The 23,386-nt window shown below is 67.7% G+C and carries 20 protein-coding genes and 1 tRNA gene; 10 read left to right on the top strand and 11 right to left on the bottom strand.

Annotated features, from left to right (window positions below; translation table 11 throughout):
• Window positions 1-112: 112 nt before the first annotated feature.
• A complete protein-coding gene (locus DTA15_RS12280) occupies window positions 113-1,162 on the bottom strand; it encodes a LysR family transcriptional regulator (protein ID WP_006485796.1) in 1,050 nt (349 codons plus the stop codon).
• Window positions 1,163-1,589: 427 nt separating this feature from the next.
• Here DTA15_RS12280 and DTA15_RS12275 point away from each other — a divergent pair, with 427 nt between their 5' ends.
• Window positions 1,590-2,603: a D-2-hydroxyacid dehydrogenase family protein gene (locus DTA15_RS12275; protein WP_006485779.1), complete on the top strand. Its 1,014-nt coding sequence runs from the start codon at window positions 1,590-1,592 to the stop codon at window positions 2,601-2,603.
• Between the two features lie 48 nt (window positions 2,604-2,651).
• Here the strand turns inward: DTA15_RS12275 and DTA15_RS12270 are convergent, their stop codons facing one another.
• Window positions 2,652-3,518, bottom strand: a complete 867-nt coding sequence (locus DTA15_RS12270; protein WP_006485795.1) for a patatin-like phospholipase family protein — start codon at window positions 3,516-3,518, stop codon at window positions 2,652-2,654.
• A gap of 8 nt (window positions 3,519-3,526) precedes the next feature.
• Window positions 3,527-3,931, bottom strand: a complete 405-nt coding sequence (locus DTA15_RS12265) for a PaaI family thioesterase (protein ID WP_012492331.1) — start codon at window positions 3,929-3,931, stop codon at window positions 3,527-3,529.
• 190 nt (window positions 3,932-4,121) lie between these two features.
• Here DTA15_RS12265 and DTA15_RS12260 point away from each other — a divergent pair.
• Together DTA15_RS12260 and DTA15_RS12255 are read left to right on the top strand one after the other, a co-directional pair.
• A tRNA-Lys gene (locus DTA15_RS12260) sits at window positions 4,122-4,197 on the top strand.
• Window positions 4,198-4,388: 191 nt separating this feature from the next.
• The gene (locus DTA15_RS12255) at window positions 4,389-5,435 is read left to right on the top strand and encodes a DUF3592 domain-containing protein (RefSeq protein ID WP_034178450.1); all 1,047 of its coding nucleotides are present in this window, start codon (window positions 4,389-4,391) and stop codon (window positions 5,433-5,435) included.
• Between the two features lie 36 nt (window positions 5,436-5,471).
• On the opposite strand, the gene DTA15_RS12250 is transcribed toward DTA15_RS12255, so the two are convergent.
• Complete coding sequence (locus tag DTA15_RS12250) at window positions 5,472-6,086, bottom strand: CGNR zinc finger domain-containing protein (RefSeq protein WP_012492330.1); 615 nt, start codon at window positions 6,084-6,086, stop codon at window positions 5,472-5,474.
• Between the two features lie 82 nt (window positions 6,087-6,168).
• On the opposite strand from DTA15_RS12250, the gene DTA15_RS12245 reads away from it, so the two are divergent.
• A complete protein-coding gene (locus tag DTA15_RS12245) occupies window positions 6,169-6,984 on the top strand; it encodes an alpha/beta fold hydrolase (RefSeq protein WP_006485775.1) in 816 nt (271 codons plus the stop codon).
• A gap of 24 nt (window positions 6,985-7,008) precedes the next feature.
• On the opposite strand, the gene DTA15_RS12240 is transcribed toward DTA15_RS12245, so the two are convergent.
• The 5 genes from DTA15_RS12240 to phnA all read right to left on the bottom strand — a co-directional run bounded on the left by DTA15_RS12240 (window position 7,009) and on the right by phnA (window position 12,143).
• Window positions 7,009-7,767 (bottom strand): amino acid ABC transporter ATP-binding protein, encoded by a 759-nt coding sequence (locus tag DTA15_RS12240; protein WP_006485792.1) that lies wholly within the window; start codon window positions 7,765-7,767, stop codon window positions 7,009-7,011.
• Window positions 7,764-8,444 carry an amino acid ABC transporter permease gene (locus DTA15_RS12235; protein WP_006485773.1) on the bottom strand — a complete coding sequence of 227 codons (681 nt, stop codon included), beginning with the start codon at window positions 8,442-8,444 and terminating at the stop codon, window positions 7,764-7,766. Before DTA15_RS12235 ends, DTA15_RS12240 begins: the two co-directional genes overlap by 4 nt.
• A gap of 14 nt (window positions 8,445-8,458) precedes the next feature.
• Window positions 8,459-9,241: an amino acid ABC transporter substrate-binding protein gene (locus tag DTA15_RS12230; protein ID WP_006485790.1), complete on the bottom strand. Its 783-nt coding sequence runs from the start codon at window positions 9,239-9,241 to the stop codon at window positions 8,459-8,461.
• 179 nt (window positions 9,242-9,420) lie between these two features.
• The gene (phnY, locus tag DTA15_RS12225) at window positions 9,421-10,875 is read right to left on the bottom strand and encodes a phosphonoacetaldehyde dehydrogenase (RefSeq protein WP_006485777.1); all 1,455 of its coding nucleotides are present in this window, start codon (window positions 10,873-10,875) and stop codon (window positions 9,421-9,423) included.
• Between the two features lie 29 nt (window positions 10,876-10,904).
• On the bottom strand, window positions 10,905-12,143 hold the full coding sequence (gene phnA / locus DTA15_RS12220) for a phosphonoacetate hydrolase (protein WP_006485766.1): 1,239 nt from the start codon (window positions 12,141-12,143) through the stop codon (window positions 10,905-10,907).
• 209 nt (window positions 12,144-12,352) lie between these two features.
• Here phnA and DTA15_RS12215 point away from each other — a divergent pair, with 209 nt between their 5' ends.
• The 5 genes from DTA15_RS12215 to DTA15_RS12195 all read left to right on the top strand — a co-directional run bounded on the left by DTA15_RS12215 (window position 12,353) and on the right by DTA15_RS12195 (window position 18,974).
• Window positions 12,353-13,408, top strand: coding sequence for a putative 2-aminoethylphosphonate ABC transporter substrate-binding protein (locus DTA15_RS12215; protein ID WP_006485797.1), 1,056 nt, complete (start codon window positions 12,353-12,355; stop codon window positions 13,406-13,408).
• 97 nt (window positions 13,409-13,505) lie between these two features.
• Window positions 13,506-14,588, top strand: coding sequence for a putative 2-aminoethylphosphonate ABC transporter ATP-binding protein (locus DTA15_RS12210; protein ID WP_006485771.1), 1,083 nt, complete (start codon window positions 13,506-13,508; stop codon window positions 14,586-14,588).
• Window positions 14,585-16,312 carry a putative 2-aminoethylphosphonate ABC transporter permease subunit gene (locus DTA15_RS12205; RefSeq protein WP_006485787.1) on the top strand — a complete coding sequence of 576 codons (1,728 nt, stop codon included), beginning with the start codon at window positions 14,585-14,587 and terminating at the stop codon, window positions 16,310-16,312. The genes DTA15_RS12210 and DTA15_RS12205 overlap by 4 nt, the downstream gene beginning before the upstream one ends.
• 47 nt (window positions 16,313-16,359) lie before the next feature.
• Window positions 16,360-17,490: a 2-aminoethylphosphonate--pyruvate transaminase gene (locus DTA15_RS12200; RefSeq protein WP_006485770.1), complete on the top strand. Its 1,131-nt coding sequence runs from the start codon at window positions 16,360-16,362 to the stop codon at window positions 17,488-17,490.
• A 95-nt stretch (window positions 17,491-17,585) separates the two neighbouring features.
• Window positions 17,586-18,974, top strand: coding sequence for an FAD-dependent oxidoreductase (locus DTA15_RS12195; protein WP_006485785.1), 1,389 nt, complete (start codon window positions 17,586-17,588; stop codon window positions 18,972-18,974).
• A gap of 99 nt (window positions 18,975-19,073) precedes the next feature.
• On the opposite strand, the gene DTA15_RS12190 is transcribed toward DTA15_RS12195, so the two are convergent.
• The gene (locus DTA15_RS12190) at window positions 19,074-19,799 is read right to left on the bottom strand and encodes a phosphonate utilization associated transcriptional regulator (RefSeq protein WP_006485791.1); all 726 of its coding nucleotides are present in this window, start codon (window positions 19,797-19,799) and stop codon (window positions 19,074-19,076) included.
• Between the two features lie 195 nt (window positions 19,800-19,994).
• Window positions 19,995-22,166, bottom strand: coding sequence for a phosphocholine-specific phospholipase C (locus DTA15_RS12185; protein ID WP_012492328.1), 2,172 nt, complete (start codon window positions 22,164-22,166; stop codon window positions 19,995-19,997).
• A gap of 229 nt (window positions 22,167-22,395) precedes the next feature.
• On the opposite strand from DTA15_RS12185, the gene DTA15_RS12180 reads away from it, so the two are divergent.
• The gene (locus tag DTA15_RS12180) at window positions 22,396-23,331 is read left to right on the top strand and encodes a LysR family transcriptional regulator (RefSeq protein WP_006485776.1); all 936 of its coding nucleotides are present in this window, start codon (window positions 22,396-22,398) and stop codon (window positions 23,329-23,331) included.
• Window positions 23,332-23,386 lie beyond the last annotated feature (55 nt).

Below are 23,386 nucleotides of genomic sequence, written 5' to 3'. Positions count from 1 at the left end.
CGCCTGCGGCGCGTCCGGCGCCGGCACGCAGCCATAAAAAAACGCGGATCGAACGATCCGCGTTTTTTCTTTGTGCCGGCAGGGGCGCTGCCGGGCCTGGGCCGCCGAGCCGTTACAGCGGCGACGGCACCGCCACGCGCGTGCGCGGCGAACGCGCCAGACGCGGCTGCAGGTTCGGATCGGTCGATTCGGGCTGCTCGGCACGCATCTCGACGCCGATCGGCGGCAGCGTCGCGCCCTGCGCGGCCCACTGTTCGCCCATCATCGCGTCGGTCGAATGGCTGAAATGCTCGACGAGATGGTCGATGAACGTGCGCACCTTCGCCGGCAGATGGCGCCGGCTCGGGTAGGCAATGTTGATCTCGACCTGCGGCAGCCGGAAATCCGGCAGCAGCCGCACGAGCGCGCCGCGCGCGATGTCGCTGCCGATCAGGTAGCTCGGCAGGATCGCGACCCCCATCCCGAGCAACGCGAACTGGCGCAGCATCGCGGTGTTGTTCGCGACGATCACGTTGGTCGGGCGCACGCGCACTTCGCCGTCCGGCCCCGTGAACACGCGCTCGTCGCCCCAGTATTCGGTCGGCAGGCTCAGCGCCGGATGCTCGGCGAGCTGTTCCGGATGCGTCGGCACGCCGTGCTTCTCCAGATAGCTCGGCGTCGCGCACACGGTCATGCAGCCGGTGGTCAGGCGCCGCGTGACGATGCTCGCGCTGCGCATCTGGCGCGTGACGACGATGCCGACGTCGAAGCCTTCCTCGACGAGATCGACCTGCCGGTCGACCAGCGTGAGATCCGGCACCACCTTCGGGAAATTCTCCGTGTACGACTGCAGCACGGGCGCGAGGTTGTGCAGGCCGAACACGACCGGCGCAACGATGCGCAGCGTGCCGACCGGCTCGTGATTGCGTGCGACGACCATCTGCTCGACATCCTCGAGCTCGTCGAGGATCTGGCGGGCACGCTCCAGATAGACCTGACCCGACTCCGTCAGGGAGAGGCTGCGCGTGGTGCGGTTAAGCAAACGCGTGCCGAGCCGGCCTTCCAGATCGGCGACGTGGCGCGTCGCGACCGCGTTGGAGATATCCATTGCGCTCGCGGCCCGCGCGAAACTGCCGAGATCTGCAACCTTGACGAACACGCGCATCGACTGCAAATGATCCATAAACGACTCCTGCCGCTGTTACAACTTCAAAAAGATGAAGCAAATGCGTAATTCTCCTACGACAGCGGAAATGATGCAGAGTTGCTCAACAAGGGGCCGGTTGACGATAAAAATAGTCAAAAATCCTCGCCTTCCGCGGATAGTTGATCCAATTATTCTGCTTGGAGCAACAATTGGGTGAACCTCGTCGAGGAAGTGGCCGAATCAGGAAGGACCTATTTGATGCGACACAACAGCGCACCCCGTCGCACGACGCAGGAGCGGCGCCGGGTGTGGCCGGCGCCGATTGCGGCGGAGCGTAACAACCTGTTAAAAAGACACCACGAAGGCGGCCGACGTTGCATCATGTCGGCCCCGGCCGGGCGGGACGGGCGCGCAACGTGCGCCACCGCCACGGCCGCTTTCAACGCGCGACACCCCGTTCACCATGAAAATTGCCATCCTCGACGACTACCAGGACGCCGTCCGCAAGCTGAACTGCTTCGAGATGCTCGCCGGCCACGACGTAAAGGTCTTCAACAATACGGTGCGCGGCCTGGGACAGCTCGCCAGCCGTCTGGCGGAAGTCGAGGCGCTCGTGCTGATTCGTGAACGGACCCCGATTACCTCGCAGCTGCTGTCGAAGCTGCCGAACCTGCGCATGATCAGCCAGACCGGCCGCGTGTCGAGCCACATCGATCTCGACGCGTGTACCGACCGCGGCATCGCGGTGCTCGAAGGCACCGGTTCGCCGGTCGCGCCGGCCGAGCTGACCTGGGCGCTCGTGATGGCCGCCCAGCGCCGCATTCCGCAATACGTCGCGAACCTGAAGCAAGGCGCGTGGCAGCAGTCGGGCCTGAAGACGTCGGCGCTGCCGCCGAACTTCGGCCTCGGCCAGGTGCTGCGCGGCCAGACGCTCGGCATCTGGGGCTACGGGAAGATCGGCCGGCTCGTCGCCGGTTACGGCAAGGCGTTCGGGATGAACGTGCTGGTATGGGGCCGCGAGCATTCGCTCGAAGCCGCACGCGCCGACGGCTACACGGCCGCCGACAGCCGGGAAGCGCTGTTCGAGCAGAGCGACGTGCTGTCGCTGCACCTGCGCCTGCATGACGACACGCGCGGCATCGTGAAGCAGGAAGACCTGATGCGGATGAAGCCGACGTCGCTGCTCGTCAACACGAGCCGCGCCGAGCTGCTCGAGGAAAACGCGCTCGTCAACGCGCTGTCGCACAACCGTCCGGGGATGGTCGCGATCGACGTGTTCGAAAGCGAGCCGATCCTGCAGGGCTACAGCCTGCTGCGGATGGAAAACGTGATCTGCACGCCGCACATCGGCTACGTCGAACGCGAAAGCTACGAACTGTATTTCAGCGCCGCATTCCGCAACATTCTCGCGTTCGACGACGGCGACATGTCGAGCGTCGCCAACCCGGAAGCGCTGACGCCGATCCGCAAGCGCTGATCGCACGGGCCGCGCGCCGCGCGGCCCCACCGTTTCATTCCCCGCTCGTCAGGCGGCCACGCGGCCGCCCGTCATCGCGCCGACGCGCGCGAGGAAGTGCTCGCCGTCGCGCCGTCCGAGATCGTACGCATGCCGCATCTGCGACGGGCTCGTGTAGTCCCAGCTCGAAATCGGTACCTTGCTCGACGGCTGCACATACAACCGCCGCTGGTCGCCATGCGCGACCGTGAACATCTGCGGACGCGGATACAGCCGGGTGACGAGCACCAGCACGTCGCCCGGCGACGGATCGAGCGCATCGACCGGCACGTTGTCGACCATCCCGCCGTCGAGCACCGGCCGGCCGCCACGCCGCAGCACCGGCGTGAACGGCGGCGTGCAGGACGACTGCAGGATCAGGTCGGCGAGCTCGTCGACTTGCGTGCAGGCCTGCGCCCGCACGAATTCGGGCCGGAAACCGAGCGTGCGCCCGAGCGTCGGGTGCAGCGTCTTGCGCACGTACTTCTCGATGTTGTATGCGACGAGGCCGGCCGCGACGGCGCTGCGCGCGCCGAGCCAGCGCGGCACGTGCGACACGCCGATGCGGATCTCCGGCGCCGTGGCGAGCTTCGCGAACGGCTCGCCGTAAATGTCGAGCAGCGCCTGACGATAGATCCGGTAATGCGGAAACACGGGCTCGCGCCCGAACAGGTTGCCCCAGTACGCATTCTTCCGGTTGTGGCGCAGCGCTTCTCCGTAATAGCGCATCACCCACGCGGCGTCGCGTGTATACAGCATGCAGGCGGTGGCCGCGCCGGCCGAGATGCCGGTGATCACGCGCGGGCGCAGGTCGAGGGCCGGCCGCGCGACGTCCCAGAAGCCGGCCTGCCACCAGCAGCGATTGCCGCCGCCCGCAAAGACGATCTGGTCGAACATCGCGCCGCTCAGCTGACGAGCGCGTAGGTCGACGTCGCGTGAACGGCAATCTTGCCGTCCTCGTCGAACAGCTCGACTTCGCCGAACACGAGGTTGCGGCCCATCCGCAGCACGCGCGCGGTGACGAGCACGTCGCCCTTGCGCACGGGACGCATGAAGTTCGTGTTCAGCGACACCGTCGTCATCGGCCGGAATTCGCCGAGCGCGGACGAGATCGCGACCACCATCGCGGTGTCGGCGGCCGCCGTGAACACCTGGCCGCAGATGATGCCGCCCGAATGGCGGAACTCGCCGGAAAACGGCAGGCGCAGCGTGACGCTGTCATCGCCGATCGACACGGGGACCAGACCCAGCGAGCGGACCCACGGGGCCAGCAGGCGATCCAGCAATTCGCGGACTGCGTTTTCGTCCATCTTCGGATGTCCAGAAAACGTTGCGCGACCGCCGCGCAACGCGTGTGGCGTCATCATACCGGGAGCGCGCAAACTGCGATCGCTCGTTACCGCGCTGACAGCCGCGGTTGTCTTGACGAAATATTTTCAGGAAATTTGCACAAAGGGCTTGCCATGTCCTGAAAACCCCGGCATAATCTTTCTTCTGTTGGGGGCGTTAGCTCAGTTGGTAGAGCAGCGGACTCTTAATCCGTAGGTCGAGTGTTCGAGTCACTCACGCCCCACCAGGAATTCCAAAGGCCGGTCAGCGAAAGCTGACCGGCCTTTTCCGTTTTGGCCGCCGCATTCATCGCGGCGCGCGCCTTTGGCGGCGATACGCGAGCGCACGCCCGTTGCACATCGTTTCCGCTAGAATCCTCCGACAAATATCACACGACCGGCGCAGGGTTCGTCGTTTGCCCGCCGGCACTGAGAGAACATGGGACGTCAGACATGGAAGCATGTGAACGAGACGCGACCATTCAGAGGGCATGGTTGCGCCGATATCGGCCCGTCCGTCGCGATGGGCCGTGCATCCGGACACACCCGACTCCGCACGGCGCACGAACCGGATCGCGTCATGCCCGGTAAGGACGCGCTGCTCGCACTGATGATCGGCGTCGTCCTGTTCGTGCTGGCCGGCGTGCTCGCCATCACGGCCGGCCGGGAACCGGGCAATCTGGTCCGCGCGCCGGGCACGGTCGTGCGCATCGTCCAGGACAGCGACGCGATGCACGCGTACCGGCCGATCGTCGCGTACCTCGCGAACGACGGCCAGCGCCGCGAAGTCGCCGGCAATACCGCGTCGACGGTCCCCGCCTACGACATCGGCGAGAACGTCGACGTCCTGCTCGACCCCGATCACCCCGAACGCCCCGCGCTGATCGACGATTTCACGCAACGCTGGTTTCCGGCGGCCGTGCCGGCGCTGCTCGCCGTCGCGTCGTTCGCGATCGGCGGCCTGCTGATTGCCCGCGAGCGTCGCCACCGGCAATCGGACCCGGCGCCGCGCCGCGTCGTGCACACGCCGGCACGGCGTCGCTGGGATGTCGCGATCGTGCTGATTCCGATCGCGATCGGCACGGGCTTCCTCGCCGGCGCCGGCGCGGCCGGCCTGCGTCAGTGGCAGATCGTCCATCACTATGCGCGCTCGACCGGCCATGTGGTCGAGATCGCGAAAAACGGGCGGTCGTCACGGTCGCGCACGTCACTGTATTCGGCCGTCGTCGCGTTCACGACCGACAGCGGGCGGCTGATCACGTTCGCGCAGGGCTCGGCGTCGTCGCACCCGGGCCTGCACGAAGGCGACGCGGTCAACGTGCTGTACGACCCCGTCACGCCCGAGCGTGCGCTCGTCGACCGCTTCTGGGATCGCTGGGGCCTGACGGCCATCCTGTTCGCGATCGGTGCGCCGTTCCTGGCGGCCGGGCTGTTCGTCGCCGCGACGCTATGGCCCGACCATCGGCCCCACGGCACTGCTCAATGACGCACGCGCGGCGCGGCCACCGCCGCAGCGCGCGTGTCACCGCTCCCTGAACGCCTCCACCTTCGCGCGATTCCCGCACGTGCGCATGTCGCACCACCGTCGCCCGACGCCGCGGCCGCGATCGACGAAGAACCACGTACACCGGCCGCACTGCCGCACCCGCGCGAAATCGTCGCTGCGCATCAGATCCTCGAAACCGAGCGCGATCGCATCGACCCAGCGCGACGCGGCCCGCGCATCGGGCCGCCACGCGAAGCGGCCGCCGACCGCATCGAATGCGCTGCGCCCGATCGCATCGCGGATCGCCACCGCGAGCCGCTCCGCCGCGCGCGCGCGCGCGCTGCCGCCACCTTCAGCCGTCAGATGTGCGATCGCGACGTACGCGTCTTCGCGAAAGCGGCGCAGCGCCGCGAGTTCGTCGGGGCCGTCCTGCCGCGGATGACGTAGCAGCCGCGCCAGATCGTCCGGCGCCGGCAACCCCGCTTTCCCGGCCCACGCGCGCACGGCCGGCCAGTCGACGAGCTTGTCCTCGGCGCGCGTCTTGCCCGTGTCGGCCACCGTGTTGAGGAAGTCGAGCGCCGGATGGCCGCCGACGAAATCGGCCGCGCGCCATTCGTGCCGGGGTCGCACCGGGTCGGATCGAGTAACCATTTATTTTCACCTATTCGGTTTCACATCCGGACAATCCGGCGTAACCTGTTAACAACCAAAACAGGTTAGCACGGAGAAGCCGATGCTCGAACTCCCGAACCGCTTCAATTTCGAAGGCCACCGGATTGCATGGGGCACGCTCGGCGAAGGGCCGCCGCTCGTGCTGGTGCACGGCACGCCGTTTTCGTCGCAGGTATGGCGCCGGATCGCGCCGTGGCTCGCGCGGCGCCATCGCGTGTATTTCTACGACCTGCTCGGCTACGGGCAGTCCGACATGCCGGACGCGGACGTGTCGCTGGGTCGCCAGAACGCGCTGTTCGGCGCGCTGCTGAATGAATGGAAACTCGCGCGGCCGCGCGTGCTCGCGCACGACTACGGCGGCGCAACCGCACTGCGCGCACACTTTCTCGACGGCATCGCATATGCGGATCTCACGCTGGTGAACCCGGTCGCGATCGCGCCGCAAGGCTCGCCGTTCGTCCGCCACGTCGCGCAGCACGAAGCCGCGTTCACCGGCCTGCCCGCGTACGCGCATCACGCGCTTCTGTCGGCCTATCTCGGCAATGCGGTCGCGCGCCCGCTGAGCGACGACGCGCTGTCGATCTACCGTGCACCGTGGCTCACGCCGGCCGGCCAGGCCGCGTTCTATCGGCAGATCGCGCAGATGCGCCAGCGCTACATCGAGGAAGCGGAGGCCCGCTACGCGCCGCCGGACTTTCCGGTGCGCATCGTGTGGGGCGAGGACGACGCGTGGATTCCGCTCGAGCAAGGGCAGGCGCTAGCCGATCGCATCGCGAACGGCCAGTTGATCCGGGTGCCGCACGCGGGCCATCTGGTTCAGGAAGATGCGCCCGAAGCGATCGTCGCCGCGGTGCTAGACGGATACGCGCAACGCTGAGCGCGCCCCCATCGCGCCGCGTCGTCAGAACGCCGGCACGCCTTGCGCGAGCGTCGCGACGAACTTCGCGGTGCGCGGGTCGCGCGGCCGGCCGAACAGGTCGCGCGATGCGCCGGCTTCGACGATGCGGCCATCGGCGAGAAACACCGCATCGTGCGCGATCGACGCGGCGAGGCGCAGGTCGTGCGTGGCCATCAGCATCGTCGTGCCTTCACGCGCGAGCTGGCGCAGCACCTCGACCACTTCGACGGACAGCTCCGGATCGAGCGCCGACGTCGGTTCGTCGCACAGCAGCACCTGCGGCGACGGCGCGAGCGCCCGCGCGATCGCCACGCGCTGCTGCTGGCCGCCCGACAGCGTGGCCGGCCATGCGTCGGCCTTGTCTGCGATGCCGACCTTGTCGAGCAGCGCGAGCGCGCGCTCCCGGGCCCGCTCGCGCGGCCAGCGCTGCACGGTCACGAGCCCCTCCATCACGTTCTGCACGACGCTCAGGTGCGGAAACAACTGGAAGTTCTGGAACACCATGCCGGTCTGCTTGCGCACCGCGAACACCGCGTCGCGCGACGGCCGGCGCGCCGGCACGAAGTCGATGCGCGCGTCACCGACAACCAGCGCACCCGCCTCCGGCACTTCGAGCAGGTTCACGCAGCGCAGCAGCGTGCTCTTGCCGCTGCCGGACGGCCCGATCAGCGCGGTCACGCTGCCCGGCTGCAACGCGAGGTCGATTCCGCTCAGCACGCGATGCGCGCCGAACGACTTGTCGATGCGTTCGAGGCGGATCATCGCAACTCCGCGTGGAACAGCGCGTGCCGGCCGAAGCGGGTTTCGAGGCGACGTTGCAGCGTGGACAGCACCGAGCTGAACAGCAGATAGATCAGCGCGGCTTCGGTATAGAGAATCAGCGGCTCGTAGGTCACGGCCGCGATGCGTTGCGCGGCCTGGAAGATCTCGGGCACCGTCAGCACGGCCGCGAGCGACGTGTCCTTCACGAGCGAGATGAACGAGTTCGACAGCGCGGGCAGCGCGACGCGCGCGGCCTGCGGCAGGATCGCGCGGCGCAGCGCCTGCGCGCGCGTCATCGACATCGAGTACGCGGCCTCCCACTGCCCTTTCGGCATCGATTCGATCACGCCGCGAATCACTTCCGCGTTGTACGCGCCGACGTTCAGCGAGAAACCGATCACGGCGGCCGTCAGCGGATCGAGCACGATGCCGACGTTCGGCAATCCATAGAAGATCACGAACAACTGCACGAGCAGCGGCGAGCCGCGGAACAGCCAGATGTAGAACCGCACGACGGCCTGCGCCCAGCGCGGCCCGAACAGCCGCGTGAGCGCCGCGCCGAACGCAAGCAATAAACCGATCGCGAACGACGCGAGCGTGAGCGGAACCGTGAACACGAGCCCTGCAACGAGCAGGGGCCGCAGCGATTCCGCCATCAGGTGCAGCCAGGCCGGCATCGTTCAGCCTCGCGTCACGGCTGCGACACGTCGCGGCCGAAGTACTTCTGCGAGATCTTCGCGTAGGTGCCGTCCGCCTTGATGTCCGCGAGCGCCTTGTCGATCGCGGCCACCAGCGCCGGGCTGCCCTTGCGCAGCAGTACGCCGGACGCGTCGCCCGCGCCGGTCTGGTCGGTCGCCGCGATCTTCAGTTTCGCGTCGGGCTTGTGCTTGCGGAAATCGAGGTACGACAGCGAATCGTTGATCGTCGCATCGACGCGCCCCGACGTCAGCAGGTCGATCGATTCGTTGAAGCCCTGCACGGGCACCACGTCGGCGCCGTGCGCGGCCGCGAGCTTGCCGAAATTGCTAGTCAGCGTGTTCGCGGATTTCTTGCCCTTCAGGTCGTCGAACGAGCGGATCGTCGTGTTGTCCGCGCGCACGATCAGCACCGCGTGCGACGTGATGTACGGCGTCGAGAAATCGTATTTCGCCTTGCGCGCATCGGTGATCGACACTTCGTTGACGACCGCGTCGTAGCGGTTCACGTCGAGGCCCGCGATCAGCCCGTCCCATTTGCCTTCGACGAACTGCGGCTTCACGCCGAGGCGCTGCGCGATCGCGGTCGCGATGTCGACGTCGAAGCCGGTCAGCTTGCCCGTCTCGTCGTGGTACGTGAACGGCGCGTAGGTGCCTTCGGTGCCGACGCGGAACACGCCGGCCGACTTGATCTGCGACAGGTCGTCGGCAGCCAGCGCACTGGTGGCCGCGGTGGCCTGCAGCAGCGCGACGACCAGGAGGGAGCGGAGGAATTTCATGGTGCGGACCCCGAATGATTGGAGAGAATCATCCCGCCGGCATGCGTACGCCGTTCGAGAGGTCCGCGAATTCTACCGACGCGTCGAGGCGCGGCAAAAACGCAAATCGGCTAACGATATGAGCCGATCGAATAACGCCCGCACCGGCCGCCAGGCCGGCGCGGGATCTTACACACCGCTTACCAGGGCAGCGAATACGTCTTCGTATTCGTGAAGCTCTTCATCGCTTCCTGCACGCCCTCCTTGTAGCCGAGCCCCGAATCCTTCACGCCGCCGAACGGCGTCAGTTCGAGCCGATAGCCGGGCACTTCGCGCACGTTCACGCTGCCGACTTCCAGCTCGGTGATGAAGCGCGTGATGTGGTCGAAGCGGTTCGTGCACACCGACGACGACAGCGCGTAGTCGGTGCTGTTCGACATCCGGATCGCCTCGTCGATGTCGCGAAAACGCATGATCGGCGACACCGGCCCGAAGGTTTCGTGCTTGACCAGCGGCATGTCGGGCGTCACGCGATCGACGACGGTCGGCGAATACAGCGCGCCGTCGCGCACGTTGCCGACCAGCAGCCGCGCGCCGCGCGCGATCGCGTCGTTGACCTGCTGCTCGCAGAACTTCGCCGCCGCTTCGTCGATCACCGTGCCCATGTCGACCGACGGATCGGACGGGTTGCCGTACGACCAGGCGCGCGTCTTCTCGACGACGAGCGCCGTGAAGCGATCGGCCACCGCCTCGTGCACGAGCATCCGCTTGATCGCCGTGCAGCGCTGCCCCGAATTCTTGTACGAGCCCGACACCGCGAGCGTGCTCGCTTCGTCGAGATCGGCATCTTCCATCACGATGATCGGATCGTTGCCGCCGAGTTCGAGCACCGCGCGCCGGTAGCCCATCCGCGCGGCGATCGACTTGCCGATCGACACGCCGCCGGTGAACGTGATCAGGTCGATCGCCGGGTTCGTGATCAGCTCGTCGGCGATTTCCTTCGGGTCGCCGGTGATCACCTGCAGCATCTGCGGCGGCAGGCCGGCTTCGTACAGGATGTCCGCGAACAGATAACACGACAGCGGCACCTTCTCCGACGGCTTCACGACGATCCGGTTGTTGGTCGCGACCGACGGCACGATCTTGTGCGCGACCTGGTTCATCGGGTGATTGAACGGCGTGATCGCCGAAATCACGCCGAGCAGCGGATCGCGCTGCGTGTACACGCGGCGCTTCTTGCCGTGCGGCGTCAGATCGCACGAGAAGATCTGCCCGTCGTCCTTCAGCACTTCGCCGGCGCCGAACGTGAGCACGTCGGCCACGCGGCCGGCCTCGTAAGTCGAATCCTTGATGCACAAGCCGGCCTCGGCCGTGATCAGCGCCGCGATCTCCGCGGTGCGCGAGCGCACGATGTCGGCCGCGCGGCGCAGGATCGCCGCGCGATCGTGGCGCGTGAGCGTCGGCCGGTACGCACGCGCGACCGCGAATGCACGGCGCACGTCGTCGAGCGTCGCCTTCGGCACGGTGCCGACCAGCGCGCCGTCGTACGGGTTGCGCACGTCGATCACCGCGTCGCGGTGAATCCGTTCGCCGTCGATTCGCAGTGCTTCGCGACGAATCTCGCGGACGGCCGTCGATGCTGCAATGGCGTTCATGACTGTATCCCCCCAAGGATGCGCGTGCATCACTGCAGATGGTTGAGCGCGATGTCGATGATGTCGAAGTTGCGCAGCCGCGCGCGACCGGTGACGTCGGTCGCGACCGGCTTGCTGAAGATCAGCGGCACGATCTGCTCGGAGATCCCGCCGTGCGAACGCAGCGGCACGTCGAGGCCCGACAGGTCGTGCTTGATGCGGCGCGTGCCGAGCACGACGTCCTGCTTCGAGATCACGATCAGGTCGCCCATCCGCGCGGGCGGCAACTCGAAGCGCGCGCAGCCTTCGGCGCCCGTCAGCACGACCTCGATGCCGTCGACCGCCGCGAGCCGCGCGCGCAGCGCGTCGGCATCGGCGGTGGCCGGCACGTAGACGGTCGCGAACGAGCCGAGCGCACCGTGGTGCACGACGTACGGATCGGTGATCGGCAGGATCACGCGCGCCGCATCGTGGCCGAGCCATTCGTCGAACAGCTCCTGCAGGTAGATCACGTTCGGCTCGCCGGTCGCGTCGTCGTGCTTCGCGTTCATCCCGTGATCGGCCGTGATCGCGACGATCGCGCCGAGTGCGTCGAGACGCTGCAGGTACGTGTCCATCATCGCGTAGAACGCGTTCGCGCCTTCGGTGCCGGGCGCGCACTTGTGCTGCACGTAGTCGGTGGTCGACAGGTACATCAGGTCGATCGGGCGCGTCTCGAGCAGGCGCACGCCGGCCGCGAACACGAATTCCGACAGGTCCGCGCTGTACACGCTCGGCACCGGCTTGCCGACCAGCTCGAGCACGTTGTCGATGCCGTTTTCCTCGACGCTCGCCTCGTCGGCCTTTTCCGACGAGAAGCAGATGCCCTTCAGCCCCTTGCCGAGCAGACGGCGCAGCTTGTCCTTCGCGGTGACGACCGCGACGCGCGCCCCTCGTTCGGCGAAGGTCGCGAGCACGGTGGGCGCGACCAGGTACTTCGGATCGTTCATCAGCACTTCGGCGCCGGTGTCGCGATCGTAGAAGTAGTTGCCGCTTATCCCGTGGATCGCCGGCGGCACGCCGGTGACGATCGACAGGTTGTTCGGGTTCGTGAAGCTCGGCACCACGCACTCGCCCTTGAGTGCGGTGCCCGGCTTCAGCAGCGTGCGCAGGAACGGCGCGACGCCGGCCTCGGCGGCTTCCTCCAGATATTCGTATGCGCAGCCATCGACGCACACGACCACCACGGGCCGGCTCATCCAGTTGTAGCGGCGGCCGTTCACTTCCACGGATACAGGCGTTTCAGTCATGACGTTCATTCCTTTCAGGTCGAAGGGTGTGAGCCGTCGGCGCCCGCGCCGCGCCGAAGGGAGGTGTTTTCCATGCTTGACATTAAAATTGATGATTTGTAGATTGTCAACAACATGCAGAGAACAGAAAGCAAAACAACGAAGCAGCAAGAGGGCTGGTCTCCACTCATCCGCCGTGTGCCGCGGCGCCACAGTCAAGGGGTCTGAAGATGAACGAAGTGCCGGTAAACAAGCGTTTGAACGCATGGGCGGCGGGCGCGGCCCGCGTCGCGCTGGCTGCCGCGGTGGCGCTCGGCGCCGCGCACGCGGCGTACGCGAAGACGTCGCTGCTGGTCTACACCGCGCTGGAAGACGAGGCGATGAAGCCCTACAAGGACGCGTTCGAGAAGGCGAACCCCGATATCGAGATCCGCTGGGTGCGCGACTCGACCGGCTCGGTCACCGCGAAGCTGCTCGCGGAGAAGAACAATCCGCGCGCGGACGTCGTGCTCGGCCTCGCCGCGTCGAGCCTCACGCTGCTCGACCTGCAGGGCATGCTGATGCCGTACACGCCGAAGGGCTTCGACCAGCTCACGCGCAAGTACAGCGACGCGAACACGCCGCCGCACTGGGTCGGCATGGACGTGTGGGGCGCGACGATCTGCTACAACCGCGTCGCCGCGCAGGCGAAGAACATCCCGAAGCCGACGTCGTGGGAAGACCTGACGAAGCCCGTCTACAAGGGCGCGATCGTGATGCCGAGCCCCGTTTCGTCGGGCACCGGCTATCTCGACGTGACCGCTTGGCTGCAGACCTTCGGCGACGATCGCGGCTGGAAATTCATGGACGCGCTCGACAAGAACGTCGCGCAGTACGTGCACTCGGGCTCGAAGCCGTGCACGCTCGCCGGCACCGGCGAATTCCCGATCGGCATCTCGTTCGAGTTCCGCGGCCACGAACTGCAGGCGCAAGGCGCGCCGATCGATCTCGTGTTCCCGAAGGAAGGGCTCGGCTGGGACATGGAAGGCACGGCGATCATGAAGACGACGAAACAGCCCGACGCCGCGAAGAAGCTCGCCGACTTCATGGCGAGCAAGGAAGCGAACCAGATCACCGCGCGCTGGTGGGCGATCGTCGCGTATCCGGGCGTCGCGCGGAAGCTGGCCGGCATCCCCGACAACTACTCGGACCTGCTCGTGAAGAACGACTTCGTGTGGTCCGCGAAGAACCGCCAGTCGATCCTCGATACGTGGCAGAAGCGCTACGGCGCGAAAGCGCAGCAGTAACGCCGCGACCGGCTGCGGGGCCGCGCCGGGCGCCGCCCCGCGTCACTTTTTCCGTCGTCGAATCCGGCCCCCGGGCCGCCCCTCCATGGAGGCGCGCATGGCACCTTATCTGAGCGTAGAACGCATCGAGAAGCGGTACAACGACACGCAGGTCCTCACCGACATCAACCTGAGCGTGATGAAGGGCGAGATGATCTGTTTCCTCGGGCCGTCCGGCTGCGGGAAGACCACGCTGCTACGGATCATCGCGGGGCTCGAGACACAGAACGCCGGCCACATCATGCAGGACGGCCGCGACATCTCGCGGCTGCCGCCGCAACTGCGCGACTACGGAATCGTGTTCCAGTCGTATGCGCTGTTCCCGAACCTCACCGTGTACGACAACGTCGCGTACGGGCTCGTGAACCGCAAGATGAAGCGCGACGCGATCCACGAGCGCGTGCATACGCTGCTGGCGCTGGTCGGTTTGCCCGACAGCCATCGCAAGCATCCGGGCCAGTTGTCCGGCGGCCAGCAGCAACGCATCGCGCTGGCGCGCGCGCTCGCCACCTCGCCCGGCCTGCTGCTGCTCGACGAGCCGCTGTCGGCGCTCGACGCGCGCGTGCGCGTACGGCTGCGCCAGGAGATCCGCGCGCTGCAGCAACGGCTCGGCGTGACGACGATCATGGTCACGCACGATCAGGAAGAAGCGCTGTCGATGGCCGATCGCATCGTCGTGATGAACCACGGCGTGATCGAGCAGATCGGCACGCCGCTCGAAATCTACCGGCAGCCGGCATCGCCGTTCGTCGCGGACTTCATCGGCCGCGTCAACACGATTCCCGCCGAGGTCGCGCAGGACGGCACGCTGCGCGCGGGCGGCATCGGCTTCGACTGCCGCCACGGCACCGCGCAAGGCGCGGCGGTGTCGGTCTACGTGCGGCCCGAGGACCTGCGCATCCGCGTGCCGGGCGAGACGGCCGACAACGTGCTGGCCGGCCGCGTCGAGAAGCTCGAATTCCTCGGCGCGTTCTGCCGCGTGAGCTTCCGGATCGACGGGCTCGACGGCCAGGAGATCGTCGCCGACCTGTCGTATCACGACGTCGACCGCACCGGCGTGCAGGCCGGCGCGCGCATCGACCTCGCGCTCGATCGCGAGCATGTCCGCGTGTTCCCGTGCGCGAAGGAGCGACTCCAATGAGCACCGTCCTGACCGAGCGCCGCCGCGGCGCGTCCGCCCCCGCCGACGTGCGGCAGCTCACGCACTGGCACGATCGCCTCGCGCAGCTCGCGCTGGTCGCGATGGCCGCGCTGATGTCGCTGTTCCTGCTGCTGCCGCTCGCGCTCGTCGTGCAGAAATGCTTCGTCGACGCGGACGGGCGCTTCGTCGGCGCGCACAACTTCGTCGAGTATCTGGAGGACAGCGGCGTGCTGCGCTCGATGCTGCATTCGCTGACGGTCGGCGCGCTCGTCACGATGATCGTCGTGCCGATGGCGTTCACGTTCGCGTATGCGCTGACACGCTCGTGCATGCCGCTGAAGAACGCGGCACGCACGATCGCGCTGCTGCCGCTGCTCGCGCCGACGCTGCTGTCGGCCGTGTCGTTCATCTACTGGTTCGGCAATGCGGGGCTGCTGAAGCCGCTGCTGCACGGCCATTCGATCTACGGGCTGCCGGGCATCGTGCTGAGCATGGTGTACGCGTCGTTCCCGCACGTGCTGATGATCCTCGTCACCGCGCTGTCGCTCGCGGACGGCCGGCTCTACGAAGCCGCCGACGCGATGGGCACGGGCCGCCTGCGCAAGTTCTTCACGATCACGCTGCCCGGCGCGAAGTACGGGCTGATCAGCGCGACGATGGTCGCGTTCACGATGTGCATCAACGACTTCGGCGTGCCGGTCGTGATCGGCGGCGCGTACAACGTGCTGTCGACCGACATCTACAAGCTGATCATCGGGCTGCAGGATTTCAACCGCAGCGCGGTCGTAAGCCTGATGCTGCTGTGCCCGGCGCTCGTCGCGTTCGGCGTCGACTACTTCATCCGCCGCCGCCAGCAGTCGCAGCTCGGCGCGCGCTCGACGCCGTACCAGCCGAAGCCGTCGCGCGGCTTCGACGCCGCGATGCTCGCGTACTGCGCGCTCGTGTGCGCGTTCTTCATCGCGGTGGTCGGCATCTCGGTGTTCGCGTCGTTCGTGAAGTTCTGGCCGTACCAGATGACGCTCGGGCTGCAGCATTACGAGATGGGGTTGATCGCGGCCGGCATCTTCGACGCGTACAAGAACAGCTTGCGGATGGCCGCGACGGTGGCGCTCGGCGGCACGATCGTCGTGTTCGGCGGCGCCTACCTGATCGAGAAGACCCGCGGCGCACGCTGGCTGCGCGGCTTCATCGGCCTGTGCGCGATCCTGCCGATGGGCGTGCCGGGGCTCGTGCTCGGCATCAGCTACATCTTCCTGTTCAACGCGCCCGGCAATCCGCTGAACGGGCTGTACGGATCGCTGTGGCTGCTCGCGATCGTCACGGTCGTCCACTACTACGCGTCGAGCCACCTCACCGCCGTCACCGCGCTCCGGCAGATCGACAGCGAGTTCGAGGCGGTATCCGCGTCGCTGAAGGTGCCGTTCTACAAGACCTTCCTGCGCGTAACGGTGCCCGTGTGCCTGCCCGCGATCCTGCTGATCGCGCGCTACCTGTTCGTCAACGGGATGACGACGGTGTCGGCCGTCGCGTTCCTGTACTCGCCGGACACGCAGCCCGCGTCGGTCGCGATCCTGAACCTCGACGACGCGGGCCAGATGGGCCCGGCCGCCGCGATGGCCACGCTCGTGCTCGCGACCTCGTCGTTCGCGTGCGTGCTGTTCGCCTGCATCTCGCACCGCCTGCTGCGCCGTACGCAGGCATGGCGCAACCCGCATCGCCGTTGATTCCCTGCCGCATTCACGTGACGTCCCGACTTCATCGAGGAGACACCATGACGCTCGCTGCCCAGCCCATCCTGCTGACCCCCGGCCCCCTGACGACCTCCGAGCGCACGCGCGACGCGATGCTGCGCGACTGGGGCTCGTGGGACGGCGATTTCAACGCGATCACCGCGCGGCTGCGCGAACGCCTGCTGCAGATCGTGCACGGCGAAGGCACGCACGAATGCGTACCGCTGCAAGGCAGCGGCACGTTTTCGGTCGAAGCGGCGATCGGCACGCTGGTGCCGCGCGACGGCCACGTGCTGGTGCCGAACAACGGCGCGTATTGCCAGCGCCTCGCGAAGATCTGCCGCGTGCTCGGCCGCCGGCTCACGACGATCGACTACCGCGAGGATCGCCGCGTCGATCCGGCCGACGTCGAGCGCGCGCTCGCCGCCGATCCGTCGATCACGCACGTCGCGCTCGTGCACTGCGAAACCGGCGCCGGCGTGCTGAACCCGCTGCACGACGTCGCACAGGCCGTCGCGAAGCACGGGCGTGCGCTGATCGTCGACGCGATGAGCTCGTTCGGCGCGATCGACATCGACGCGCGCACGACGCCGTTCGACGCGGTGATCGCCGCGTCCGGCAAATGCCTGGAGGGCGTGCCGGGGCTCGGCTTCGTGATCGCCAAGCGCAGCGCGCTCGAACGCTGCGAAGGCAACAGCCACTCGCTCGCGATGGACCTGTACGACCAGTGGGTCTACATGCAGCGCACGACGCAGTGGCGCTTCACGCCGCCGACGCACGTGGTCGCCGCGCTCGACGCGGCCGTCGCGCAATACATCGACGAAGGCGGGCTCGCCGCGCGCGGCGGCCGCTACCAGCGCAACACCCGCGCGCTGCTCGACGGGATGCGCGCGCTCGGCTTCCGGCCGTTCCTCGATCCGGCGATCCAGGCGCCGATCATCGTCACGTTCCATGCGCCGGACGATCCGAACTACGACTTCAAGCGGTTTTATCAGGAGGTCAAAAAGCGCGGCTACATTCTGTATCCGGGCAAGCTGACCGAAGTGGAGACGTTCCGCGTCGGCTGCATCGGCCATTTCGGCGAGGCCGGGATTCCGGGCGCCGTCGCCGCGATCGCCGACACGCTGCGCGCGATGGGCGTACGCCGCGTGTCGGCCGAAGCGGCGGCATGACGATGTGACGCGATGCCCCGGCCGCGTGCGCAGGCGCAGGCGGCCGCCCGTTTTCCCGGCCGTGCGCCGCACGGCCCCTTATCGACGACTCTCCGATGCGACCCTTCTGGATCGAACAAGCGCTGTTCAACGACGGCGATCTCGCCCCCGCGCTGCAAGGCGCGACGCAGGCCGACGTGTGCATCGTCGGCGGCGGCTTCACGGGCCTCTGGACCGCGATCCAGGCCAAGCAGCAGCATCCCGCGCTCGACATCGCGATCCTCGAAGCCGACCTGTGCGGCGCCGGCGCGAGCGGCCGCAACGGCGGCTGCCTGCTCACGTGGTCCGCGAAGTTCCTGACGCTGCGACGCCTGTTCGGCGAAGCCGAGGCAATCCGGCTCGTGAAGGCGTCGGAAGCGGCCGTGCAGCACATCGCCGATTTCTGCCGCGCGCACGACATCGATGCGGAACTGCGGCTCGACGGCACGCTGTACACCGCGACGTCGCGCGCGCAGGTCGGCACGCTCGCGCCGGTGCTCGACGCGCTCGCCGCCTGCGGCATCCACAGCTACGAGCCGCTGCCGCCCGCCGAAGTCGCGCGCCGCTCGGGCTCCGCGCGCAATCTCGACGGCGTCTACTCGCCGATCGCCGCGACCGTGCATCCGGGCAAGCTCGTGCGCGGGCTGCGCCGCGCCGCGCGCGCGATGGGCATCCGGATCTACGAGCGCACGCCGATGCTCGACTTCACGCCCGGCCAGCCGGCCGTCGTGCGCACGCCGTCCGGCAGCGTCACGGCGGGCAAGCTCGTATTCGCGATCAACGCGTGGATGGCGAGCCGCTTCCCGCAGTTCGAGCGGACGATCGCGGTCGTGTCGAGCGACATGGTGATCACCGAGAAATGCCCGGAGCTGCTCGAGCGGACCGGGCTCGTGGACGGCGTGTCGGTGCTCGATTCGCGGATCTTCGTCTACTACTACCGCACGACCGCCGACGGGCGGCTGATGCTCGGCAAGGGCGGCAACACGTTCTCGTGGCGCAGCCGCATCGCGCCGGTGTTCGACCGCCGCTCGCCGTACGAGGCGCAGCTCACGCACAGCCTGCGCGAGTTCTTCCCGTCGCTCGCGGGCGTGCCGGTCACCGCGAGCTGGAACGGGCCGTCCGATCGTTCGGTGACGGGCTTCCCGTTCTTCGGCCGCCTCGACGACGCGCCGAACGTGTTCTACGGCTTCGGCTATTCGGGCAACGGCGTCGGGCCGACCTACATGGGCGGGCAGATCCTGTCGTCGCTGGTGCTCGGCCTCGACAACGCGTGGACGCGCAGCCCGATCGTGCGCGGCCCGCTCGGCCATTTCCCGCCGGAGCCGATCCGCTATGTCGGCGCGCACGTCGTGCGCAACGCGATCCGCCGCAAGGAGCGCGCGGAGGACGAGAGCCGGCAGCCGTCGGCGGTCGATACGTGGCTCGCGAAGTTTGCGAGCGCGGCGGGGAAGGCCGACAAGGCGTGACGACGGGTTGATCCGCTGAACCGAAGCGCAACGAAAAAGGGACGCGGCGACGCGTCCCTTTACCTGTGCGCGACAGCCCCCGCGGGCGTTGCCGGGCTTTTATGCGCCGGCCTTCTCCCGCGCCGCCTTGCCCGTCGCAGGCAGCCCCTGCTCGTGCGTACGGCGCATCCGCGCGAGGCCGTGCGCGACATGCTCGCGCACGAGCGCGACGGCCTTGTCCTCGTCGCCGGCCGCGAGCGCCTGCACGATCTTGTCGTGCTCGGCCGCCGACACCGCGATCGCATCCTCCTCGGCCTCGATCGCCGCCTGGCGCAGCAGGCCGAGCTGGCGCACGAGCCGCCGGTAGGTATCGGTGAGATGGGTATTGCCGACGCCGACGACCATCGCGTCGTGGAACTGCACGTTCAGCTCGGTATAGCGCGTGACGTCATGCGTCTTCGCGGCGTCCTTCATCGACTGGATGATGCCCTTCAGCACCTTCAGCGTCTCGGGCGAGATACGCTTCGCGAGCGCGCGCGCGACCGACTCGTCGAGCATCGCGCGCACTTCGTAGATTTCCTCGGCCTCGCGCAGCGGCACGACGCGCACGGTCACGCCGCGATTCTTCTCGTTGCGCAGCAGGCCGGCCTGTTCGAGCGCGCGGAACGCTTCGCGCACCGGGCCGCGCGACACGTTCAGCCGGGTCGCGATCTCGACTTCGTTGAGCTTTTCGCCCGGCGCGTATTCGCCGGAGACGATCGCGCGCTCGAGCATGTCCTGGACGATCATCGCGAGCGACTGGCTTTGCAGGAGTTCGATGGCGCTGAGCGCGTTCGGGGCAGTCATGGTCGGGCAGGCAGCGGGCTATGGATGAAAACGAGGGCGCCATATCGGCGAATGATCCTTGTATACCCTCGGCCCGGCATATTGTCAACAGTTTTCAGTTTCCAAAATCCAATCCGGCGTGCCGGAATGCGGCCGGCACGCGAGGGTCGCGCGCGGCGGGCGAACCGCCCCGCTTCGCGCGACCCTGCGCAACCGTCAGGCCGTGTGCTTCACCGGCCCCGGATCACTGTGGCTCGGCCGGCCCGTCTCGACGTGGCCCGCGAAGCGGCGCACGACCTTGTCGTCGCCGCCGCGCAGCGTGGTCGCGGTGATCGTCAGATCGTACCAGCCGTGGCTCGACGACAGCTCGAAGTGCGCCTCGATGCGCTCGCCCGGCGCCAGCGTGTAGGTGCGTGCATGCGCATGGCTGTACGCGTTGTCGACCGTCACGCGGCAGCTCGCGCGCCCGCTGTTGCGCAGTTGCAGGTACACGTGGCGATTGCGCACGTCGTAGCCGATCTTGGCTTCGGGGTTCGCGTGGCGGCCGTCCGCGGCGAGCCGCGTGTTGCCCTGGAACTCGCACAGATAGCCGTTCGGGCCGTAGGCCGCGAGATGGTAGTCGCCGCGCGCGGCCGACGTGCTCCACGTGTCGACGAAGCGGTCGCGCGCGGACACCGCGTAGCGGCGCGGCGGCGTCGCCGGGTTGCGGCGGTCGTACACGTAGAACGCGGCGCCCGCGTCGCCGGTGTTCGCGAAGTCGAGCGACACGGTGTCGTCATGCGCGCCCACGCGGCTGTGCACGAACAGCTCGTACGGCAGCGCACGCGCCGGCCGCGTGCCCGGCTCCTGCGCCGGCATCGACTGTTGCGCGGGCACCTGGTACGCCTGGCCGGCCGTCGCGAGGTGCTGCGGCACCGTGAAGCTCACCGTGCGCGTGTCGGGGCGCGCGGAGAAGTCGAACGCCGACGTGAGGTCGCCGCAGATCGACCGGCGCCACGCGCTGATGTTCGGTTCCTTCACGCCGAAACGCGCTTCGAGGAAACGCAGCACCGACGTATGGTCGAACGTCTCCGAGCAGACCCAGCCGCCCTTCGTCCACGGCGAGATGATGATCAGCGGCACGCGCGGCCCGAGGCCGATCGGCTGGATGCCGCCCGGGTCGGCGCCCGGCACGAGCGGGCTCATTTCGCCCGGGTACTTGTTCAGGTCGAGCAGCTCGTCGCCGAGGGTCGACAGCAGGTTCGACGACACGATCCCCTGCCCGCCCACGCCGCTCGTGACCGGCGGCACCGGCGGCACGACGTGATCGAACAGTCCGTCGTTCTCGTCGTAGTTCAGGATGAACACCGTCTTCGCCCACACTTCCGGGTTCGACGTCAGCGCTTCGAGCACCATGTTGATGTAGAACGCGCCGTCGGTCGGCGACGCCTGCGGGTGCTCGCTGTACTTGTACGGCGACACGATCCACGACACCTGCGGCAGCCGGTTCGCCTGCACGTCGGCCTTCAGCTCCGCGAGCGTGTGGTTCGATGCGCCCTTGTCGACCAGCGGGCCGCTCGCGCCTTCCTTCACCTGGAAGCGCTTGAAGAACATCAGCGAGTTGTCGGTGTAGTTGTCGGTCGGGTCGCCCGGGATGCCGGTGCCGCCCTGGTACACCTTCCAGCTGATCTTCGCGTTCTCGAGGCGTTCGGCGTAGGTCGTCCACGTGTAGCCGTTCACGTCGTTGCGCTCGCCGATGCCCGGGCCGTTCGGCGCGCTGCCGTAGACGTTGCGCGAATCGATCGTGCCGGTCCACAGGTAGATGCGGTTCGGCGCCGTGTCGGCGTGCGCGGAGCAGAAGTACGAATCGCAGATCGTGAACGCGTCGGCCAGCGCGTAGTGGTACGTGAGATCCTGGCGCTTCAGGTAGCCCATCGTCAGCACGTCCTGCTTCTGGTTCACCCACTGATCCCACTGGCCGTTGTTCCAGGACAGGTGGCCGCTGCTCCAGCCGTGGTTGGTGCCCGGCTGGAATTCGGTCGTCTGCTTCGGATCGAGGTAGAACGGCAGCACGTACGGCGCGGACGGATCGAGCCCGCGCGAGTGGTAATTCTTCGTGAACACCGATGCCGGCGGCTGTTGCCACACCGGTGCGCCGTTCGGCAGCAGGTGCGGACGCGGGTCGTCGAAGCCGCGCACGCCGCGCAGCCCGCCGAAGTAATGGTCGAACGAACGGTTTTCCTGCATGAAGATCACGACGTGCTCGACGTCGCGGATCGTGCCGGTGCGATAGGCGGCCGGCATCGCCAGCGCATTGCGGATCGCGGGCGGAAAGCCCGCGTAGGCGGCCATCGCGCCGGCCGACTGCGCGGCGAGGCGCAGGAAATCGCGTCGATTGTTCGAGGACATGAAAAGCACCCTGTGGTCGGTGGGAGTGGGGTCGCCGGACGAGCGGGCCGGCGATCTGCGTCGCCGTTATTACCCCGCACCGGCATGTCCCGGCCGTGACCGGTTCCCGCAGGTTTCTTTGGGTGACCCACAGGATTTTTTTGGAAGCGGCGCACGGCGCGCCTTTCATGCGGCCGACATATGCGTGCGCTACGCTGACGCGCGATGAAGAGGGGGGAGAAGCCGAGTCGTGTTCGATCAGCTGAAGGCGTTCCACGCGACCGTCCGGCAGGGCAGCATCACGCGCGCCGCGCGCCACCTCGGCGTGAGCCAGCCGACGATTGCCGCGCAGATCCGGCAGGTCGAGCAGGTGTACGGCGTCGAGCTGTTCTACCGCAGCGGCCGCAAGCTCGAGGTGACCGACACGGGCATCGAGCTGCTGCCGCTCGTCGAGCAGATGATCGCGCTCGAGGCGCAGGCCGACATCATGCTGCGCAACGTCGGCGGCCTGTTCGAAGGCCACCTGCGGATCGGCGCGACGGGCCCGTACTACATCATGGACGCGGTCGGCCGCTTCTCGAGCGCGCACCCGTCGATCGCGCTCACGTGCCGGATCGGCAACTCCGAGGAAATCCTGCAGGCGCTGCAGGAATTCCGCATCGATCTCGCGGTCTCGTCGCAGCGCAACGACGCCGACGGCCTGGAACGCAAGGTGATCTCGACCGATCCGCTGGTGCTCGTCGTGCATCGCCGTCATCCGCTCGCGCGATTCGATTCGATCGACCCGGCGCAGCTCGCCGACGTGCGGCTGCTGATCCGCGAGGAAGGGTCGGTCACGCGCCGCTGCACGGAGACGATCCTCGCCGCGGCCGGCGTCGCGGCCCCATCGGTCGCCGAGATCGGCAGCCGCGAAGCGATTCGCGAGGCGATCCTGCATGGCGTAGGCGGCAGCCTGTTTCCGCTCGGCGAGGCCGAGCGCCATCCGGACCTGCGCGTGATCGCGCTGCGCGGCGTCGACACGACGATCGACGAATACGTGTACTACCTGAAGGCGCGCCGCCAGAGCCCCGCGATCGACGCGTTCCTCGCGTGCATCCTGCCGGGCGACGGCGAAGCGGCCGATGCGATCGATGCGGCCGACACGGTTGAAACCGGACGAACGATGCGGCGGGTGAACGCGCGCTGAGCCGCCGCGCGTTCACCGCTTCCGCACACTACGTGGCGCTTTTCCCGCGCCTTCC

The organism is Burkholderia cenocepacia, from assembly GCF_900446215.1.
Lineage (GTDB): Bacteria > Pseudomonadota > Gammaproteobacteria > Burkholderiales > Burkholderiaceae > Burkholderia > Burkholderia cenocepacia.
This window is presented reverse-complemented; position numbering and strand designations above follow the sequence as displayed.

Excerpts from the sequence above, each read along its gene's own strand:
- DTA15_RS12195 (WP_006485785.1), top strand. The coding sequence starts at position 17,586 with ATGCGACCCTTCTGGATCGAACAAGCGCTGTTCAACGACGGCGATCTC.
- phnA (WP_006485766.1), bottom strand. The coding sequence starts at position 12,143 with ATGACTGAAACGCCTGTATCCGTGGAAGTGAACGGCCGCCGCTACAAC.
- DTA15_RS12205 (WP_006485787.1), top strand. The coding sequence starts at position 14,585 with ATGAGCACCGTCCTGACCGAGCGCCGCCGCGGCGCGTCCGCCCCCGCC.
- DTA15_RS12190 (WP_006485791.1), bottom strand. The coding sequence starts at position 19,799 with ATGACTGCCCCGAACGCGCTCAGCGCCATCGAACTCCTGCAAAGCCAG.
- DTA15_RS12240 (WP_006485792.1), bottom strand. The coding sequence starts at position 7,767 with ATGATCCGCCTCGAACGCATCGACAAGTCGTTCGGCGCGCATCGCGTG.
- DTA15_RS12185 (WP_012492328.1), bottom strand. The coding sequence starts at position 22,166 with ATGTCCTCGAACAATCGACGCGATTTCCTGCGCCTCGCCGCGCAGTCG.
- DTA15_RS12250 (WP_012492330.1), bottom strand. The coding sequence starts at position 6,086 with ATGGTTACTCGATCCGACCCGGTGCGACCCCGGCACGAATGGCGCGCG.
- DTA15_RS12275 (WP_006485779.1), top strand. The coding sequence starts at position 1,590 with ATGAAAATTGCCATCCTCGACGACTACCAGGACGCCGTCCGCAAGCTG.
- DTA15_RS12235 (WP_006485773.1), bottom strand. The coding sequence starts at position 8,444 with ATGCCGGCCTGGCTGCACCTGATGGCGGAATCGCTGCGGCCCCTGCTC.
- DTA15_RS12230 (WP_006485790.1), bottom strand. The coding sequence starts at position 9,241 with ATGAAATTCCTCCGCTCCCTCCTGGTCGTCGCGCTGCTGCAGGCCACC.
- phnY (WP_006485777.1), bottom strand. The coding sequence starts at position 10,875 with ATGAACGCCATTGCAGCATCGACGGCCGTCCGCGAGATTCGTCGCGAA.
- DTA15_RS12280 (WP_006485796.1), bottom strand. The coding sequence starts at position 1,162 with ATGGATCATTTGCAGTCGATGCGCGTGTTCGTCAAGGTTGCAGATCTC.
- DTA15_RS12200 (WP_006485770.1), top strand. The coding sequence starts at position 16,360 with ATGACGCTCGCTGCCCAGCCCATCCTGCTGACCCCCGGCCCCCTGACG.
- DTA15_RS12270 (WP_006485795.1), bottom strand. The coding sequence starts at position 3,518 with ATGTTCGACCAGATCGTCTTTGCGGGCGGCGGCAATCGCTGCTGGTGG.
- DTA15_RS12265 (WP_012492331.1), bottom strand. The coding sequence starts at position 3,931 with ATGGACGAAAACGCAGTCCGCGAATTGCTGGATCGCCTGCTGGCCCCG.
- DTA15_RS12210 (WP_006485771.1), top strand. The coding sequence starts at position 13,506 with ATGGCACCTTATCTGAGCGTAGAACGCATCGAGAAGCGGTACAACGAC.
- DTA15_RS12245 (WP_006485775.1), top strand. The coding sequence starts at position 6,169 with ATGCTCGAACTCCCGAACCGCTTCAATTTCGAAGGCCACCGGATTGCA.
- DTA15_RS12215 (WP_006485797.1), top strand. The coding sequence starts at position 12,353 with ATGAACGAAGTGCCGGTAAACAAGCGTTTGAACGCATGGGCGGCGGGC.
- DTA15_RS12255 (WP_034178450.1), top strand. The coding sequence starts at position 4,389 with ATGGGACGTCAGACATGGAAGCATGTGAACGAGACGCGACCATTCAGA.